This window comes from Prosthecomicrobium pneumaticum, assembly GCF_014199915.1.
Taxonomy (GTDB): domain Bacteria; phylum Pseudomonadota; class Alphaproteobacteria; order Rhizobiales; family Kaistiaceae; genus Prosthecomicrobium; species Prosthecomicrobium pneumaticum.
The window spans coordinates 1-15529 of sequence record NZ_JACHOO010000010.1 but is presented as its reverse complement, the minus strand read 5'-3'; the positions used below and the strand labels follow the sequence as shown (position 1 = coordinate 15529).

At 67.9% G+C, this 15529-nt stretch carries 13 protein-coding genes and 1 tRNA gene; 5 read left to right on the top strand and 9 right to left on the bottom strand.

Translation table 11 applies throughout. The annotated features are described in order from the left end of the window. Positions 1 to 66 precede the first annotated feature (66 nt). Both GGQ63_RS18920 and GGQ63_RS18915 read left to right on the top strand, forming a co-directional pair. On the top strand, positions 67 to 570 hold the full coding sequence (locus GGQ63_RS18920) for an RDD family protein (RefSeq protein WP_183858181.1): 504 nt from the start codon (positions 67 to 69) through the stop codon (positions 568 to 570). 173 nt (positions 571 to 743) lie between these two features. Continuing rightward, positions 744 to 1529: an arginyltransferase gene (locus tag GGQ63_RS18915; RefSeq protein WP_183858180.1), complete on the top strand. Its 786-nt coding sequence runs from the start codon at positions 744 to 746 to the stop codon at positions 1527 to 1529. 15 nt (positions 1530 to 1544) lie between these two features. On the opposite strand, the gene parC is transcribed toward GGQ63_RS18915, so the two are convergent. The 6 genes from parC to GGQ63_RS18885 all read right to left on the bottom strand — a co-directional run bounded on the left by parC (position 1545) and on the right by GGQ63_RS18885 (position 10154). Next, the gene (parC, locus tag GGQ63_RS18910) at positions 1545 to 3812 is read right to left on the bottom strand and encodes a DNA topoisomerase IV subunit A (RefSeq protein ID WP_183858179.1); all 2268 of its coding nucleotides are present in this window, start codon (positions 3810 to 3812) and stop codon (positions 1545 to 1547) included. Between the two features lie 57 nt (positions 3813 to 3869). Continuing rightward, entirely contained in the window at positions 3870 to 4664 is a 795-nt protein-coding gene (gene recO / locus GGQ63_RS18905) for a DNA repair protein RecO (protein WP_183858178.1), read from the bottom strand. A gap of 69 nt (positions 4665 to 4733) precedes the next feature. Continuing rightward, positions 4734 to 5837 (bottom strand): porin, encoded by a 1104-nt coding sequence (locus GGQ63_RS18900; protein WP_183858177.1) that lies wholly within the window; start codon positions 5835 to 5837, stop codon positions 4734 to 4736. A 538-nt stretch (positions 5838 to 6375) separates the two neighbouring features. Beyond that, entirely contained in the window at positions 6376 to 7491 is a 1116-nt protein-coding gene (locus GGQ63_RS18895) for a porin (protein WP_183858176.1), read from the bottom strand. Positions 7492 to 7853: 362 nt separating this feature from the next. Continuing rightward, positions 7854 to 8978 (bottom strand): porin, encoded by a 1125-nt coding sequence (locus tag GGQ63_RS18890; RefSeq protein WP_183858175.1) that lies wholly within the window; start codon positions 8976 to 8978, stop codon positions 7854 to 7856. 297 nt (positions 8979 to 9275) lie between these two features. Further along, complete coding sequence (locus tag GGQ63_RS18885; protein WP_183858174.1) at positions 9276 to 10154, bottom strand: sulfotransferase domain-containing protein; 879 nt, start codon at positions 10152 to 10154, stop codon at positions 9276 to 9278. A 132-nt stretch (positions 10155 to 10286) separates the two neighbouring features. Here GGQ63_RS18885 and GGQ63_RS18880 point away from each other — a divergent pair, with 132 nt between their 5' ends. Continuing rightward, entirely contained in the window at positions 10287 to 11486 is a 1200-nt protein-coding gene (locus tag GGQ63_RS18880) for an Mrp/NBP35 family ATP-binding protein (RefSeq protein WP_183858173.1), read from the top strand. Here GGQ63_RS18880 and GGQ63_RS18875 read toward each other — a convergent pair. The 3 genes from GGQ63_RS18875 to moaA form a co-directional block, all read right to left on the bottom strand. Next, a complete protein-coding gene (locus tag GGQ63_RS18875) occupies positions 11471 to 12337 on the bottom strand; it encodes a sulfotransferase domain-containing protein (protein ID WP_183858172.1) in 867 nt (288 codons plus the stop codon). The two genes, GGQ63_RS18880 and GGQ63_RS18875, sit on opposite strands and share 16 nt — an antisense overlap. Before the next feature lie 47 nt (positions 12338 to 12384). Then, positions 12385 to 13260, bottom strand: a complete 876-nt coding sequence (locus tag GGQ63_RS18870) for a DMT family transporter (protein ID WP_183858171.1) — start codon at positions 13258 to 13260, stop codon at positions 12385 to 12387. 106 nt (positions 13261 to 13366) lie between these two features. After that, positions 13367 to 14398: a GTP 3',8-cyclase MoaA gene (moaA, locus tag GGQ63_RS18865; RefSeq protein WP_183858170.1), complete on the bottom strand. Its 1032-nt coding sequence runs from the start codon at positions 14396 to 14398 to the stop codon at positions 13367 to 13369. Between the two features lie 141 nt (positions 14399 to 14539). On the opposite strand from moaA, the gene GGQ63_RS18860 reads away from it, so the two are divergent. Continuing rightward, positions 14540 to 14926, top strand: coding sequence for a gamma-butyrobetaine hydroxylase family protein (locus tag GGQ63_RS18860; protein ID WP_183858308.1), 387 nt, complete (start codon positions 14540 to 14542; stop codon positions 14924 to 14926). Between the two features lie 233 nt (positions 14927 to 15159). Further along, positions 15160 to 15252, top strand: a tRNA-Ser gene (locus GGQ63_RS18855). The last annotated feature ends 277 nt before the right edge of the window (positions 15253 to 15529 follow it).

The following is a 15529-nucleotide window of genomic DNA, read 5'->3' as shown; positions in this document are numbered from 1 at the left end:
ACCGGGGCGCGACAGCACCATCTCTCCCCTGTCGCCCTCTCGTTCGGGAGCAGCGGGGAGCCGCCAATGAGCATGAGCAACGCCACCTATCCCGGCGACGGGATCCTCTACGACCCCTATCGCGAGCCCGCCCTGTTCGACGGCGTGCTGACGAAGCGGGTGCTCGCCTTCTTCATCGACGCCTTCCTGATCCTCGCGCTTCTCGTCGCGGTGGTCGGCTTCATCCTGATCATGGGCATTCCGACGCTGGGTCTCGCCTGGCTCCTCTTTCCCGCCCTGCCGCTCTTCCCGATCGTCGCCCTCCTTTACGTCGCCTTCACGCTCGGCGGACCGCGCGCCTCGACGCCGGGCATGCGCGTCGTCGGCCTCACCATCCGCGGTGCGATGGGCGAGCGGATCGGCCCGCTGATCGCCGCGGTGCACGCGCTCCTCTTCTGGTTTTCGGTCTCGATCCTGACGCCGCTCGTCCTGATCGTCGGGCTCCTGTCGAACCGCAAGCGTCTGCTGCACGACCTCCTGCTCGGCACCGTCGTGATGAATGCGACGCCGCTCGAGCAGACCCGGCGCTGACCGCGGACCGCAACCGTCACGCTTCACACCCCGTCGCGCGGCGGCCCGCTCCGGCCGCGCGATCGGGGCCTCGGCCTTCTCGGACCGCCTTCCCGCCGCGCCTTTCTCTTGGAGCCGGGCAAAGGCGGCGCTATCATCGGTCGCGTTCGGACGCGCGGCCGTTACGGATCTCGATGACCCACCATTCGACCGACACGCCCCAGTTCTTCCTGACGGCGCCGTCGCCCTGCCCTTATCTTCCCGGCCGCATGGAACGGAAGGTCTTCACCCATCTCGTCGGGCCGAGGGCCTCGACGCTCAACGACGTGCTGACCCAGGGCGGTTTCCGACGCAGCCAGAACATCGCCTATCGGCCGGCCTGCGAGACCTGCAAAGCCTGCATCTCGGTGCGCGTCCCCGTCGACCGGCTGATCATGACGCGGAGCCTGCGCCGGGTCTTGGCGCGCAATCGCGACCTGATCGGCGCGCCGGTGCCGGCGGCACCCAGTTCAGAACAATATTCGGTGTTCCGCGCCTATCTCGACAGCCGACATTCGGAAGGCGGAATGGCGGACATGACCGCGCTCGACTACGCGATGATGGTCGAGGACACGCAAGTCGAGACGATGCTGGTCGAATATCGCTTCCATGGCCCGGACAGCGCGATTACCGGCCGCGGCCAGGGCCCCCTCATCGCCGCCGCGCTCACCGACCGGCTCTCGGACGGTCTGTCGATGGTCTATTCCTTTTACGACCCTGATCATGATGCCCGCTCGCTCGGCACCTTCATGATCCTCGACCACATGCGCCGGGCACGGAAGCTCGGCCTCCCTTACGTCTATCTCGGCTACTGGGTCGAGGGGTCGCGCAAGATGGGCTACAAGGCCCGCTTCCAGCCGCAGGAGCATCTCGGCGCCCGTGGCTGGCGGCCGATCGAGCCGGCCGCCCCGCTCGCCGAGGAACACTACGCCTTCATCTGACCCATCGGCCGGGTGTCAGCCGATCGCCGGTCCGCCGAAGAGATTGCTGCGCGGGAAGCCGGGCGGTGGCATTCGACCCGCCTGGCCGCGATCGCCCGTCCAGTCGCGCAGTTCCTCAACCGTCCGCACGAAGCTGCGGCCGGAACTGTCGATCCAGGAAAGCCCGGTCGCCTTCGCGAAGACGCGCACATCGGACAGCCCGCCATCCTTGAAGCGCTGCAGGCGCACGCCCTTGCCGCGCGTCATCTCCGGGATCTGTTCCACCGGGAAGACGAGGAACTTCCGGTTCTCGCCGATCGTCGCGACCATGTCGCCGACCGCCTCCACGCAGAGCTTTGCCTCCTCGCCCGGTTCGACCACCAGCACCTGCTTGCCCTTGCGGGTGTTGGCGACGACCTCCTTCTCGGGAACGATGAAGCCGCGGCCCGTCGTCGAGGCGACGAGCAGCATACGCTCGGGCTTGTGCACGAAGGCCGTGACGACGTCCTGGTCGCTCTCCATGTCGACCATCAGCCGCAGCGGCTCGCCATGGCCGCGGCCGCCGGGCAGCTTGTCGGCGCCGAGCGTATAGAAGCGGCCGCCGGTCGAGAAGACGATCAGCCTGTCGGTGGTCTCGGCGTGCAGCGCGAGCTTCAACCCGTCATCGGCCTTGAAGGCGAGGCCCGACATATCGGTCACATGGCCCTTCAGCGCCCGGATCCAGCCCTTCTCCGAGACGATGACGGTGATCGGCTCGCGCTCGACCATCGCGTGGTGCATGTCGCGGTCGGCGTGATCGGGCGCTTCGGCAAAGCTCGTGCGGCGCTTGCCGAGCGGGGTGTCCGGCCCGAAGGTCTTGCGCACCTCGCCGATCTGCGAGGCGACCGCCTTCCACTGCTTCGCGGCCGACCCGAGCAGCGCCTCGATCTCGCCGCGCTCCTCGGTGAGCGCCGCATGTTCGCCCCGGATCTCGATCTCCTCGAGCTTGCGCAGCGAACGGAGCCGCATGTTGAGGATCGATTCGGCCTGCAGGTCGGTGAGACCGAAGCGGGCGATGAGGGCCGGCTTCGGCTCGTCCTCCTCGCGGATGATGCGGATCACCTCGTCGAGATTGAGATAGGCGACGAGATAGCCCTCGAGCACTTCCAGCCGATGCCGGATCTGGGCGAGCCGGAACTCGGAGCGTCGGACGAGCACCTCGCGCCGGTGGTCGAGCCACTCGCGCAGCACCTCGGGCAGGCTCATCACCCGCGGCACGACGCCCTTCGAGAGCACGTTCATGTTGAGCGGGATGCGGCTTTCGAGCTCGGTGAGCTTGAAGAGCGATTCCATCATCAGCGCCGCGTCGACCGTGCGGGCGCGCGGCTCGATGACGATGCGCACATCCTCCGCCGATTCGTCGCGGAGATCCCCGACGAGCGGAAGCTTGCGGTTGACGAGCAGATCGGCCGCCTTCTCGATCAAGCGCGACTTCTGCACCTGATAGGGCACCTCGGTGACGACGACGACCCAGGTGCCGCGGCCCTGGTCCTCGACATGCCAGCGGGCGCGGACGCGGAAGCCGCCCCGGCCGGTGCGGTAAGCCTCGGCGATCGCCGCGCGACTCTCGACGATGATGCCGCCTGTCGGAAAGTCCGGTCCCTCGACATAGCCGAGCAGATCCTCGACGGAGGCGTCCGGCTTCTCGATCAGCAGAAGTGCGGCGTCGCAGAGTTCGGCCGCGTTGTGCGGCGGGATCGAGGTCGCCATGCCGACGGCGATACCCGACGAGCCATTGGCGAGCAGGTTCGGAAAATTGCCCGGCAGGACGACGGGCTCCTTGTCCTCGCCGTCATAGGTGTCGCGGAAATCGACTGCATTCTCGTCGATGCCGTCGAGGAGGAGCGCCGCGACCTCGGTCAGCCGCGCCTCGGTGTAGCGCATCGCCGCCGGGTTATCGCCGTCGATATTGCCGAAATTGCCCTGCCCGTCGACGAGCGGATAGCGGACCGCGAAGTCCTGCGCGAGCCGCACGAGCGCATCATAGACCGACTGGTCGCCGTGCGGGTGGAACTTGCCGATGACATCGCCGACCACGCGGGCCGACTTCTTGAATCCGGAGCCCGGATCGAGCCGGAGCTGGCGCATCGCGTGCAGCAGCCGGCGGTGCACCGGCTTCAACCCGTCGCGCACGTCGGGCAGCGCCCGGTGCATGATGGTCGACAGCGCATAGGCGAGATAGCGCTCCTCGAGCGCGTCGCGCAGATTGATCGGCTCGATGCCGGCGCCTTCCGGCTTCGTGGTCTTGTCCGTCGTCTTGGCCATGGCTATCGGGTAGCCGGCCGCGCGGGCCGAGGCAAGGGAAGCGATGCGACACGCGGCTCACCGCTCGGCCCGCTCGACGAGGGCGAGGAGTTGGACCCGCGCCGCCGGCACGGCGAGGCCGCGGGAGAGGAAGACGTGCCGGTCGAGAAAATGTCCGGTGAGCCGCAGCGCGTCGCGCCCGTCCGCGGGGCTCGGATCCGCCCCGTCCTGCCGGCCGAGCAGCGCCGGCGGCAGGCGGAGCAGCCGGTCGGCATAAGGCGCACCCGGTCCGGCGGCGACAGCCCGGCCGCTCTTCGGCGAGACGAAGGCGAGATCGTCCCGCGCGCCCGACAGGGCACAGGCGGAGAGATCGAGGCCGAAGCCGAGCGCCTCGAGAAGGCCGAGTTCCATGCGGGCGACGAGGAGAGCCGTCGCCGGCGCGCCGAGGAAGCTGTTGCCGCCGGCGGACGGGGGCGCGGCCATGCCCGCCGAATCGCGCGCGATTCCCGCGAGCACGTCGAGCACCGCCTCGAACGCGGCATGGATCTCGGGATGAGGATCGCGCTCCGGGAGCAGGCGCGCGAGCGTCGCGAGGGCCTGCAGCGCGAAGAGCGCGGACGGTTCGGCGATCAGCCGCGCCGCCCGCTCGGTCACCGGCTCGACCTGGAAATGGCCGAGCTGCTCGTCGAGCCGGGCCCGCCAGGTCGCGCGCAGCGAATTGCCCGGCTGCAGGGCTGCCGCGAGCCGGCGCGACCGACCGCCCCGCACCAGCCCGAGATGGCGGCCGTGCCGCGCGGTCAACAGATCGAGGACGAGGTGCCCCTCGCCCTGCCGCCGCGTGCCGAGCACGACGCCCTGATCGGTCCATTCCATGGCCGATCCTAACACGAAGAAAGGCCCGGCGGAGCGCTCCGCCGGGCCCCGAAGTCGCGATTGCGCCGCTTACGGGAAGTCGCGCTGAATACGCGCGAGGCCGAAGAAGCCGTCCTTGTCGTCGCTGGACGGGCTGTCGAACTCGACCTTCTCGTAACCGACTTCGCCGAGCAGGGTGAGGTTGTTCACCGGCTTGTAGGCGGTGTCGAAGGTCACGCGCCACGCCTCGAGCGAATCGCCCCGATCGTCGTCGCTATAATCGACATAGGATCCGGTGATCGCCGAATCGAGGTTCGGCTGCCAGTAGTGGACGAAGGAGGCGAGCACGTTCCAGCCATTGCCGTTGCCGTTGCCGGCGGCGCCGACATTGGTCGCGCCGATGAAGGACGGCGCGGTATCGGAATAGGCGACCGAGGCCTTGAACTTGTCGCCCGCCGCCAGCTGGTCGAGACCGAGTTCGACACCGGCGATGACGGCATAGCCCTCGTCGCCATTATAGCCGCTCGACGTCACCGCGCCGGCGATCTTCGCCGAGATCGGACCCTGCGAATAGGTCAGGGCCGCGACGAGATCGGGGAAGTCCTCTTCCTCGCCGGTGAGCGTGAGCGAGGCGTTCTCCTCGGTGCGGTCCTGCGGGTCTTCGACCGACAGGATGATGCCGAAGCCGTTGAGCGCATAGGTGAGCGCGATGTGGTCGGTGGTCTCGTCCGAGCGGATGCCGCCGTCATCGTCATAGCCGCCACCGAAATCGAAGGTGGAGGTGAACTTGCCGGCCTGGACCGGGCCGAGCTGGACCCAGCCGCTGTCGAGATAGGCGCTGTCGCTGTCGGCCGTGTTCGAGCCGTAGGACTCGATGCGGTAGTCCATGAAGGCCGTCAGCGGGCCGTACTCGGTCATCGAGGAGGCGGTCACCTGCAGCGACGAACGGGTGCGGAACTGATAGTCGTTGCCGCTGTTCGAATCGACATCGTCACCGAACTTGACGCCGAAGCGGACCCAGCCGCCGATCTTGATGCAGGTGTCGGTGCCCGGGGCATACCAGTAGCCGGCGCCGAAGGCGTCGCAGACCTTCACATAGTCGACGGGCTCGGCAACGGTGAGATCGGCGGCATGTGCGCCGCCCGCGGCCATCAGGGCCGCCGCGGAGCCGAGCAGAAGCGTCTTGAAATTCATGTCCAGTTTCTCCTGAGGGTTGCGCCAGAAGAAAGGTTCCGTCTGCCCTCGGTCGGCCCGGCGGCCCCGCACACTGCGGTGCGAGAACCATCGGCACGCCTCGAACGGCGGCCCCCCTCTCCCCATTTCGCGTTCACCCTGTCGCCCTCACGCCTCTCGGCCCCCATAGCCCAGAGCGGCAAGCAAACGAGCGGGACGAGCACTCATCTCGTTCCCAAGACTGATAATAAGAGAAGCTGGATAAATAGCTGTAGCGGCGCGGCCACACCGCGGCCTTTCGTAAGGAAGACGTATTGTATCGCTTCCTGACTGCGCGCGGCCCGCGAACCCTGGAAACCGGCGGAAACGCACGATTGCACAGCCCTCCGCCACTCAAGGCGAAGGCTGCTCTCACACGGTCTCCGGTCAACGGGTGGCGCCGGATCGCGGCAATTCGGTGGCATGGCCGAGCGCGAGCGATGCGCGGTTTGCCGCATTCCGAAACGAAAAAACCCGGCGGATCGCTCCGCCGGGTTCTTTGTAACCGAGAGGTCTCGGATTACGGGAAGTCGCGCTGGATGCGGACCAGGCCGAAGAAGGAGTCCTTGTCGGCGCCGACGGTGCTGAAGTCCGCCTCGCCATAACCCACTTCGCCCAGCAGGGTGAGGTTGGTGACCGGCTTGTAGGCCGTGTCGAAGGCAATCTTCCAAGCCTCGACATCGGCGTTCGCACCGTCACCGTTCCACTCGACGTAGGACGCCGTGATCGACGAGTTCAGGTTCGGCTGCCAGTAGTGGACGAACGAACCGAGGACGTTCCAGCCGTCACCCGTATCATGCCCATTGACCGCGGCAGCACCAAAGCCCAGCGCCGGACCCACATTGACGGCGCCCACAAACGACGGCGCACTATCCGCATAACCCGCGACGAACTTGAACTTGTCGCCCGCCGAGAAGCTGTCGAGCGCGAGCTCGAAGCCGGCCTGAACCGCGAAGCCCTGCCCATCATCCTCGGCGCCATCGGTGAAGGCACCCGACAGCTTGCCCGAGAAGATGCCCTGCGAGTAGGTCAGCGCCGCGATGAGATCCGGGAAATCTTCCGAATCAGACGCGGGAGAGCCCGGACCTTCTTCGGTGCGGTCCTGCGGGTCTTCGACCGACAGGATGATGCCGAAGCCGTTCAGCGCGTAGGTCAGGGCGATGTGGTCGGTGGTCTCGTCCGAACGGTAGCCGCCGTCATCCGTGTAGCCGCCGCCGAAATCATAGGCGGAGGTGAACTTGCCGGCCTGAACCATGCCGATCTGCAGCCAGCCGCTGTCGAGATAGGCCGAGCCGTCTTGCGAGTTGTTCGAGTCGGCGCGATAGTCCATGAACGCCGTCAGCGGGCCGTATTCGGTCATCGACGAGGCGGTCACCTGCAGCGACGAGCGGGTGCGGAACTGATAGTCATTCGGGAGATCGGAATCGATATCTTCCCCGAAGTTAACATCGAAGCGGACGAAGCCGCCGATCTTGATGCAGGTGTCGGTGCCCGGGGCGTACCAGTAGCCGGCGCCAAAGGCATCGCAGACCTTCACATAGTCGACCGGCTCGGCGACGGTGAGATCGGCAGCGTGAGCGCCACCGGCAGCCATCAGGGCCGCAGCGGAGCCGAGCAGAAGGGTCTTGAAGTTCATATCCTGACCTCCAGAAGGTTGAGCCAGGAGAAAGGTTCTTTCTTCCCCCGCCCTTTCCGAACCGGCTCACTTTCGTGAACCGCCCCTGTCCGGAGGGCTAAGCTGAAGTCCGTCCCCATCCCCGTTTCGTTCCGTCCACCTGAGATGGCCCCCACCCCTGGGTAGCCCGGCAAACGAACCGGAAGCACGATCGCGATTCCGTGAGGACATAATAGCCACAGCCGCTCACGGCGCTATGACAGAAATGCAACAGAGCGGAGCGATGCGACGCGGGCGTAAGGGGAAGGCCACCAAGCCGGCGCACAAACGAAAAAACCCGGCGGATCGCTCCGCCGGGTTCCTTGCAACCGAGAGATCCCGGATTACGGGAAGTCGCGCTGGATGCGGATCAGGCCGAAGAAGCCGTCCGTATCGCCGGCCGCGTCCTGGTTGATCTCCTGATAGCCGACCTCGCCGAGCAGGGTCAGGTTGTTGACCGGCTTGTAGGCCGTGTCGAACGCCACCTTCCAGGCTTCGACGTCGAACGCATCAGCGACCGCGCTGTCATACTCGACATACGAACCGGTGATCGAGGAGTTCAGGTTCGGAGCCCAGAAGTGGATGTAGGACGCCAGAACGTTCCAGCTCTCACCCGACCAGTTGCCGCCGACAACGCCGGTGTTCACCGCACCGGTGAAGGACGGAGCACCATCCGCATAGGCAGCGAGGATCTTGAACTTGTCGCCCGCCGAGAAGCTGTCCATCGCGATCTCAAGACCGGCCTGAACGGCCCAGCCCTGATCACCGTCATAGGCGCCATCGGTGTAGGCGGCGGAGAGCTTGCCACTGAAGATGCCGGACGAATAGGTCAGAGCGGCGACCAGATCCGGGAAGTCCTCTTCCGAACCCGACATGTTCACGAACGAATACGGCGGAAACGGCAGCGAGACGACCGTGTTCTCCTCGGTGCGATCCTGCGGGTCTTCGACCGACAGGATGATGCCGAAGCCGTTCATCGCATAGGTGAGCGCGACGTGGTCGGTGGTCTCGTCCGAGCGGAAGCCGCCATCATCCGTGTAGCCGCCGCCGAAATCGAAGGCGGAGGTGAACTTACCGGCCTGGATCGGACCGAGCTGGACCCAGCCGCTGTCGAGATAGGTCGAGCCATCCTGCGAACCGTACGAGTCGGCGCGGTAGTCGATGAACGCCGTCAGCGGACCGTATTCGGTCATCGACGAAGCGGTGACCTGCAGCGAGGAGCGGGTACGGAACTGATAGTCGTTGCCGATGTTCGAATCGACATCGTCACCGAAGTTCACGCTGAAGCGAACGAAGCCGCCGATCTTGATGCAGGTGTCGGTGCCCGGGGCATACCAGTAGCCCGCGCCGAACGCGTCGCAGACCTTCACGTAGTCGACCGGCTCGGCGACCGTGAGATCCGCAGCCTGGGCGCCGCCGGCGACCATCAGGGCCGCCGCAGAGCCGAGGAGAAGGGTCTTGATGTTCATGTTCCTGATCTCCAGAGGGTGTGAGTCAGGAGAAAGGCTCGTCTTTCTTCAGCCCGGTGAAACGGCCCCCCATAGGCCCCCTCATTCACCGCGCCTGCGAAGTCTGTTCCTGTCCCCGGTTCGATCCGCCCGCCGTCCGTCATCCCCCATCGGCATGACTCCGGCGAACCGAGAGGAACCACCTCAGTGATTCCGTCCATGTCAGAATAGACGATCCCCCCTTCCGCGCTATGACAGAAATGCAACAGGAAGCGGCCCTCGCATCGCCCCGCTCGCGCCACGATCGGCGGCGGCCGCTCACAGACCTTCGAGATAGCCGAAGGTCCGCATCAGCGGCCCGTGCGCCGCGACGATCCGCTCGACCTGCGCGGCGGTGAGCTTCTCCCGCCATTGGCCCGACCGCCCGACCCGGAAGAACCGGTCGTCGGCCTTGGCGGCGCGATAGCGGAAGCCCTGCTCCCGTTCCTGCGTGCTCAGCCGGTCGAATCCGGAATAGGCGATCGCCTTGTCGAGCATTTCCGACGGCGGCAGCAGGCCGACATGCCGCGCCATCGCGCCGAAGCTCTCGGCGGGGCGCTCCCTGAGATCCTCGTACCGCAGCACGAGAAGCTCGGGCGGACGCTCACGCGTCCAGCTCTCGACATTGTTGCTCCAGGAACCCAGGATTTCGTGCACCGCGCCGGTGTCGGAGAGCGCCTCGGTCTGGTTGTGCAGAGAGAAGTCCATCTTCGCCATCTTGCCGATCGCATTGTCGATCGAGACCCCTGTGTGCGAGGCGAGCGAGATCGCGACGTCGAGCGGATTGCGCACCAGATAGATGGCGCCGGCCGTCGCGGTCGCGTTGATGGTCGGCAGGTCGTAGATGCGGGCGATCGGCAGATGCGTCTTCACGAAGGCGAGGCCGCGGGTCCGCGCGGCGAGCATCGCCTGCACGCGCGGCCGGGCCGCCGCGACCGCGCGGAAATCGCCCGCCGCCCCGAACGGCCCCATGACCTTTCGATAGTGCTTCGCGTAGCATTCCCAGGTCGAATAGCGCTCGAGATCGTCGATGCTCGCCGGCCCATTGTCGCGGCCCTGCAGCAGTTCGAAGAGATTGTGGAGGAAGATGCGCGTCCAGGTGTTGCCGGAGCGCGGATAGGATGCGAGCCAGACGATGCCGCGGGGCTTGACGGTCAAGGGCCTTTGCTCCTTCGAGAAGCCGTGTTTCGGTATGACACTCCTCGCCGAAACAGGAGAGCGACCGCAAGCCGGTTTCGCCGGCCCCTCGCTCTCGCCCGCCGATCCACCGCCCGAACGACGAGAATCGCCATGCCGCAGCCGAGCCCCGAAACCATTCTCGCCCGCCTCCGCTCGGTCGCCGGGCCGGACGGGCGGTCGGACATCGTCTCGCTCGGCATGGTCTCGGACGTCATCGTGCGCGACGGCCGGGTGATGTTTTCGCTCACCGTCGATGCGGCACGCGCCCATGCGCTCGAGGCGTTCCGAAGAAGCGTCGAGGACGCGGTGAAGTCGGTCGAGGGCGTCACCGGGGCGCTCGTCGTGCTGACCGCCGAGCGGCGCGGCAATCCGATGGGCGAGGTGCCGCCGGCGCGGCCCACGCCGCCCGCCGCCTCGCCCGCGGTGCGCCCCGCCCCGCCCCGCGCCGCCCCGGCCCAGCCGGCCGAGCGGCCGGCCGCCGGCGCGCCGCGGCCGGGCATTCCGGGCGTCGGCCGGATCATCGCGGTCGCCTCCGGCAAGGGCGGCGTCGGCAAGTCGACCACGGCGGCGAATCTCGCGCTCGCCTTGCAGGCGGAGGGCCTCTCCGTCGGCCTGCTCGATGCCGACGTCTACGGCCCCTCCGTGCCGCGCCTGCTCGGCCTCTCCGGCAGGCCGGAGACGACCGACGGGCGAATCATGATCCCGATGCGGGCCCATGGCCTCAAGGCGATGTCGATCGGCTTCCTCGTCGAGGAGAACACGGCGATGATCTGGCGCGGCCCGATGGTGATGTCGGCGCTGACCCAGATGCTGCGCGAGGTCGATTGGGCGCCGCTCGATATCCTCGTCGTCGACATGCCGCCCGGTACCGGCGACGCGCAGCTCACCATGGCGCAGCAGGTGCCGCTCGCCGGCGCCGTCGTCGTCTCGACGCCGCAGGACCTGTCGCTGATCGACGCGCGCCGCGCCCTCGCCATGTTCCGCCGGGTGGACGTGCCGGTGCTCGGCATCGTCGAGAACATGAGCTATTTCATCGCCCCGGATACCGGCCGCCGCTACGACATCTTCGGCCATGGCGGGGCGCGCGAGGAGGCGGAGCGGCTCGGCCTCGCCTTTCTCGGCGAGGTGCCGCTCGAAATGGCGATTCGCGAGACCTCCGATGCCGGCCGCCCGGTGGTCGCGACCGATCCGGACGGCCCGCACGCCGCCGCCTACCGGGCGATCGCGAAGAATGTGCTCGCCGCGCTCTCCGGCGCCCGGCCGAAGCCGGCGCCGCGAATCGTCTTCGAAGAGGCTCAGCCGGGCAGATAGCCGAAGCGCCTCATCGTCCTTTCGTGCGCGCCGACGATCCGGTCGACGGTCCGCGCATCGAGCGCCTCGCGCCAGGCCTCCTTGCGGCCGGAGCGGAAGAAGGCCGACGAGGCGGCGGGGCTGCCGTGAACGAAGCCCTTCGCCCGCTCCTGCGCCTGCAGGCCCGGCAGGGCGGAATAGCCGACCGCCCTCTCGATCTGCGCCGCGCTCGCGCCGATCTTCATGTGGCGGACGATCGCGCCGAAGCCGGCGATCGGATCATCGAGCAGGTCCTCGTAGCGCAGCGTCAGACGGATCGGCGCCTCGCCCTCGGTCCAGCTCGCGACATTGTCGCTCCAGGTGCCCATCGGCTCGAACACGCGGTGCTCCTCGCGCGGATGGGCGCCGAGCACGGCCTTCGGATCATTCATGAAATCGATCGTCGCATCGATCGGCCGGCCGATATGGGCGGCGAGCGAAACGGCGACGTCGAGCGGATTGCGAACGATGTAGATCGCCCCCGCGGTGGCGGCGAGATTGATCGTCGAATGGCCCTGCAGCGTCATCACCGCGAGATGGGTCTTCAGGATGACCGGCCGCGGCGAGCGGCGCGAGACGTCCGCATGGACGCGCGGCCGCGCGCGCGTCACGGCGACCCAGTCGTTGACGCCGTCGGGAAGAAAGCCGCCGAAAAAGGTCTGGCTCGCCTCCCAGGCCGAATAGCGGCGCAGGTCGTTGATGTCGGCGCCGCCCTTGTCCTCGCCCCGCATCAGGTCGAGCAGATTGTGCAGGAAGATCCGCACCCAGGTGTTGCCCGAGCGCGGATAGGAGGCGAGCCAGACGATCTTTCGCGTCGGTCCGAGTTCGATCATGGCGTCATCCTCCGCGCTCTCGACAGGCCGGCCGGCACCGCGCGCCCTCACCCGGAACGCGCCCGCCGACGCTCGCGATGGACGGTGTAGATGCCGGTCGCGACGACGATCGCCGAGCCGGCGAGGGTCGGCAGGTCCGGCACGTCGCCGAAGACCAGATAGCCGACCACGATCGCGTAGAGAATCACGACGTAACGGAAGGGCGCGACGACCGCCATCTCGCCGACCCGCATCGCGATGATCACCGTCGCGTAGCCGCCGAGAAGGAGCAGCGAGGCGACGAAGAGGAGCGCCAGTTCGTGCGGACCCGGGACCACCCAGTCCTCGGCGACGGCGAGCGTCGCCCCCGAAAGGAGCACCCCCACCGAAGCCGCGGCGACGACGAGCACGGTTGGCACCGCCGGCGAAAGGCCGCGCGTGACGAGATCGCGCACCGTTATGAAGAGCATGGAGGCGAGCGCGAGCAGCGCATAGGCGTCGAAGCCCGCGGCGCCCGGCCGGATGATGACCATCACGCCGACGAAGCCGATGCCGATCGCCGTCCAGCGGCGCCAGCCGACCGCCTCGCCCAGGAACAGCGCCGCGGCGGCGGTCGTCATCAAGGGCACGACCTGGTTGATCGCCGTGACATTGGCGAGCGGCATCTTGAAGAGGGCGACGAGATAGAGAAGCGTCGCGCCGATCTCGCCGAGCGTCCGCCAGGCGACGAGCCGGTCGAACAGGAGGCCGATCTGGCGATGCGCGCCGGTCGCCACCACGACGCCGGCGATCACGACGAGCGCGATGCTGCCGCGCATCACGATGATCTGGCCGGTCGGCAGCGTCGCGCTGACGAGCTTGATCAGTGCGTCGTTGACGAGGAACAGGAGGTTGCACAGCATCATCATGGCGATGCCGCGCAGATTGTCGGAGGATCGGGACATCGGGATCGAGAAAGTGCGGCGGGCGCGGCCGCCGCGAAGGCCGGGCGCCGGCATCACACCGGAGCGGCGCGCACTCTGCCCGGCGGGCCGGCGCGAAGCAACCGCCTCAGCCGCCGGTGACGCTCATGTGGCGGGACACCGCCGGCCGGTTGTGCGTCCGGTCGATGATGAAATCATGGCCCTTGGGCTTGCGGGCGATCGCCCGCTCGATCGCGGCGTGGAGCGCCTCGTCGCCCTCGGAGGCGCGCAGCGGCGCCCGCAGATCGGCCGCATCCTCCTGGCCGAGGCACATATAGAGGGTGCCCGTGCAGGTGACGCGGACCCGGTTGCAGCTCTCGCAGAAATTATGGGTGAGCGGCGTGATGAAGCCGAGCCGGCCGCCGGTCTCGGCGACGCGGACATAGCGGGCCGGCCCCCCGGTGCGGTGGCTGCTCTCCTCGAGCGTGAAGCGGCGGGCGAGATCGGCGCGCACCGCCGAGAGCGGCAGATATTGTTCGGTGCGGTCGCCCTCGATCTCGCCGAGCGGCATGGTCTCGATCAGCGTCAGGTCCATGCCGCGGCCGTGCGCGAAACGGATCATCGCGTCGAACTCGTCCTCGTTGACGCCCTTCAGCGCCACGGCGTTGAGCTTGACGTGGATGCCGGCCGCGAGCGCCGCGTCGATGCCGGCGAGCACGCGCGGCAGCTCGCCCCAGCGGGTGATGGCGCGGAACTTGTCCGGATCGAGCGTGTCGACCGACACATTGATCCGGCGCACGCCCGCCGCCGCGAGCTCCGGCGCGAAGCGGGCGAGCTGCGAGCCGTTGGTCGTCAGCGTCAGCTCCTCGAGCGCACCGCTCTCGATGTGGCGGCCGAGCGAGCGGATCAGACTCATGACGTTGCGCCGGACGAGCGGCTCGCCGCCGGTCAGCCGCAGCTTGCGCACGCCGCGCGCGACGAAGGCGGAGCACAGCCGGTCGAGCTCCTCGAGCGAGAGGAGGTCGCGCTTCGGCAGGAAGGTCATGTCTTCCGCCATGCAGTAGACGCAGCGGAAATCACAGCGGTCGGTGACCGAGACACGCAGATAGGTGATCGACCGCCCGAACGGGTCGACAAGCGCCGGAGCGGCGCCGTTCGGATCGGGCAGGGCGTCGAGCATGGCGATCGACCTTTCCAGCGGGACGGATCGCTTCTATCTAATCGATCGCGGCGCCCTCTCAAAGACCGAAGGCGCATTCGACAGGGAGATTCCGCCGTGACACGCCCCGAGAGCCCTCCCCGCCCCGGCACGGCCGGCGCCCTGCCGAAGCACGCGCCGCTCGCCGGCCCCGAGCCGTGGCCGACCGAGCTGCGCGTCTCGGCCGACCGCAGGACGCTCACCGTCCGGTTCGAGGACGGCAGCGCGCACGCGCTCGCCGCGGAGTATCTGCGCGTCGAGAGCCCCTCGGCCGAGGTGCAAGGGCACAATCCCTCGGAAAAGCGCACCGTGCCGGGAAAGCGCGAGGTCACCATCCGGGCGGTCGACCCGGTCGGCAATTACGCCGTGCGGATCACCTTTTCGGACGGCCACGACACCGGCCTCTTCACCTGGTCCTATCTCGCCCGCCTCGGCCGCGACCACGCGACGCTGTGGCCGGCCTATCTCGCCGCCCTCGCCGCGAAGGGTCTTTCGCGCGACCGCGCCTGACACCCGTGAGACCCTCCCGGTCGCCCGACGGTCGCGGCCGCGCGGCCCGGGCGGCCGAGGATGGTCGCGTACCGGTGTGGGCGGCACGGCCTCTGCCGCCCCGATCGAGCCGGGCCGGTCCCCTCCGCGCCCTCGGCGCCGCCCTCTACGGCTCGAAACGGCCTCCACGTGCCCGTGGACGCCGTGGCAAAAACCCTTGCGGAGCGCCGGTCCAGCCATTAAGCGGAGGGCACGGAGAGGTGGCCGAGTGGTCGAAGGCGCTCCCCTGCTAAGGGAGTAGGCGGCTTAAACCCGCCTCGTGGGTTCGAATCCCATCCTCTCCGCCATAGTTCTATATATTTCAATGAGTTATTGCCGGCTTTGGGGCGCCGCCATAACCGATGCCATCCCGGAACGTGATCCGAAAAGGGGCTGACCACCCACCTGCATCCGTGTGACGTTGATGCGGGTAGAGGGGACCGCGTCGCGGGCGACCCGCCGGCGCGCTCCGAGGCGATCCGGCGCATCCTCCGCGCTTGGTTGACCGAGCGCGGCTATCTCCGCCGGGAGCCGGCCGAGGGCATTCCGCCGGACCGGCTGACCTCCGAGAACGACGGCTGAGAC

Excerpts from the sequence above, each read along its gene's own strand:
- GGQ63_RS18920 (WP_183858181.1), top strand. The coding sequence starts at position 67 with ATGAGCATGAGCAACGCCACCTATCCCGGCGACGGGATCCTCTACGAC.
- GGQ63_RS18915 (WP_183858180.1), top strand. The coding sequence starts at position 744 with ATGACCCACCATTCGACCGACACGCCCCAGTTCTTCCTGACGGCGCCG.
- parC (WP_183858179.1), bottom strand. The coding sequence starts at position 3,812 with ATGGCCAAGACGACGGACAAGACCACGAAGCCGGAAGGCGCCGGCATC.
- recO (WP_183858178.1), bottom strand. The coding sequence starts at position 4,664 with ATGGAATGGACCGATCAGGGCGTCGTGCTCGGCACGCGGCGGCAGGGC.
- GGQ63_RS18900 (WP_183858177.1), bottom strand. The coding sequence starts at position 5,837 with ATGAATTTCAAGACGCTTCTGCTCGGCTCCGCGGCGGCCCTGATGGCC.
- GGQ63_RS18895 (WP_183858176.1), bottom strand. The coding sequence starts at position 7,491 with ATGAACTTCAAGACCCTTCTGCTCGGCTCCGCTGCGGCCCTGATGGCT.
- GGQ63_RS18890 (WP_183858175.1), bottom strand. The coding sequence starts at position 8,978 with ATGAACATCAAGACCCTTCTCCTCGGCTCTGCGGCGGCCCTGATGGTC.
- GGQ63_RS18880 (WP_183858173.1), top strand. The coding sequence starts at position 10,287 with ATGCCGCAGCCGAGCCCCGAAACCATTCTCGCCCGCCTCCGCTCGGTC.
- GGQ63_RS18875 (WP_183858172.1), bottom strand. The coding sequence starts at position 12,337 with ATGATCGAACTCGGACCGACGCGAAAGATCGTCTGGCTCGCCTCCTAT.
- GGQ63_RS18870 (WP_183858171.1), bottom strand. The coding sequence starts at position 13,260 with ATGTCCCGATCCTCCGACAATCTGCGCGGCATCGCCATGATGATGCTG.
- moaA (WP_183858170.1), bottom strand. The coding sequence starts at position 14,398 with ATGCTCGACGCCCTGCCCGATCCGAACGGCGCCGCTCCGGCGCTTGTC.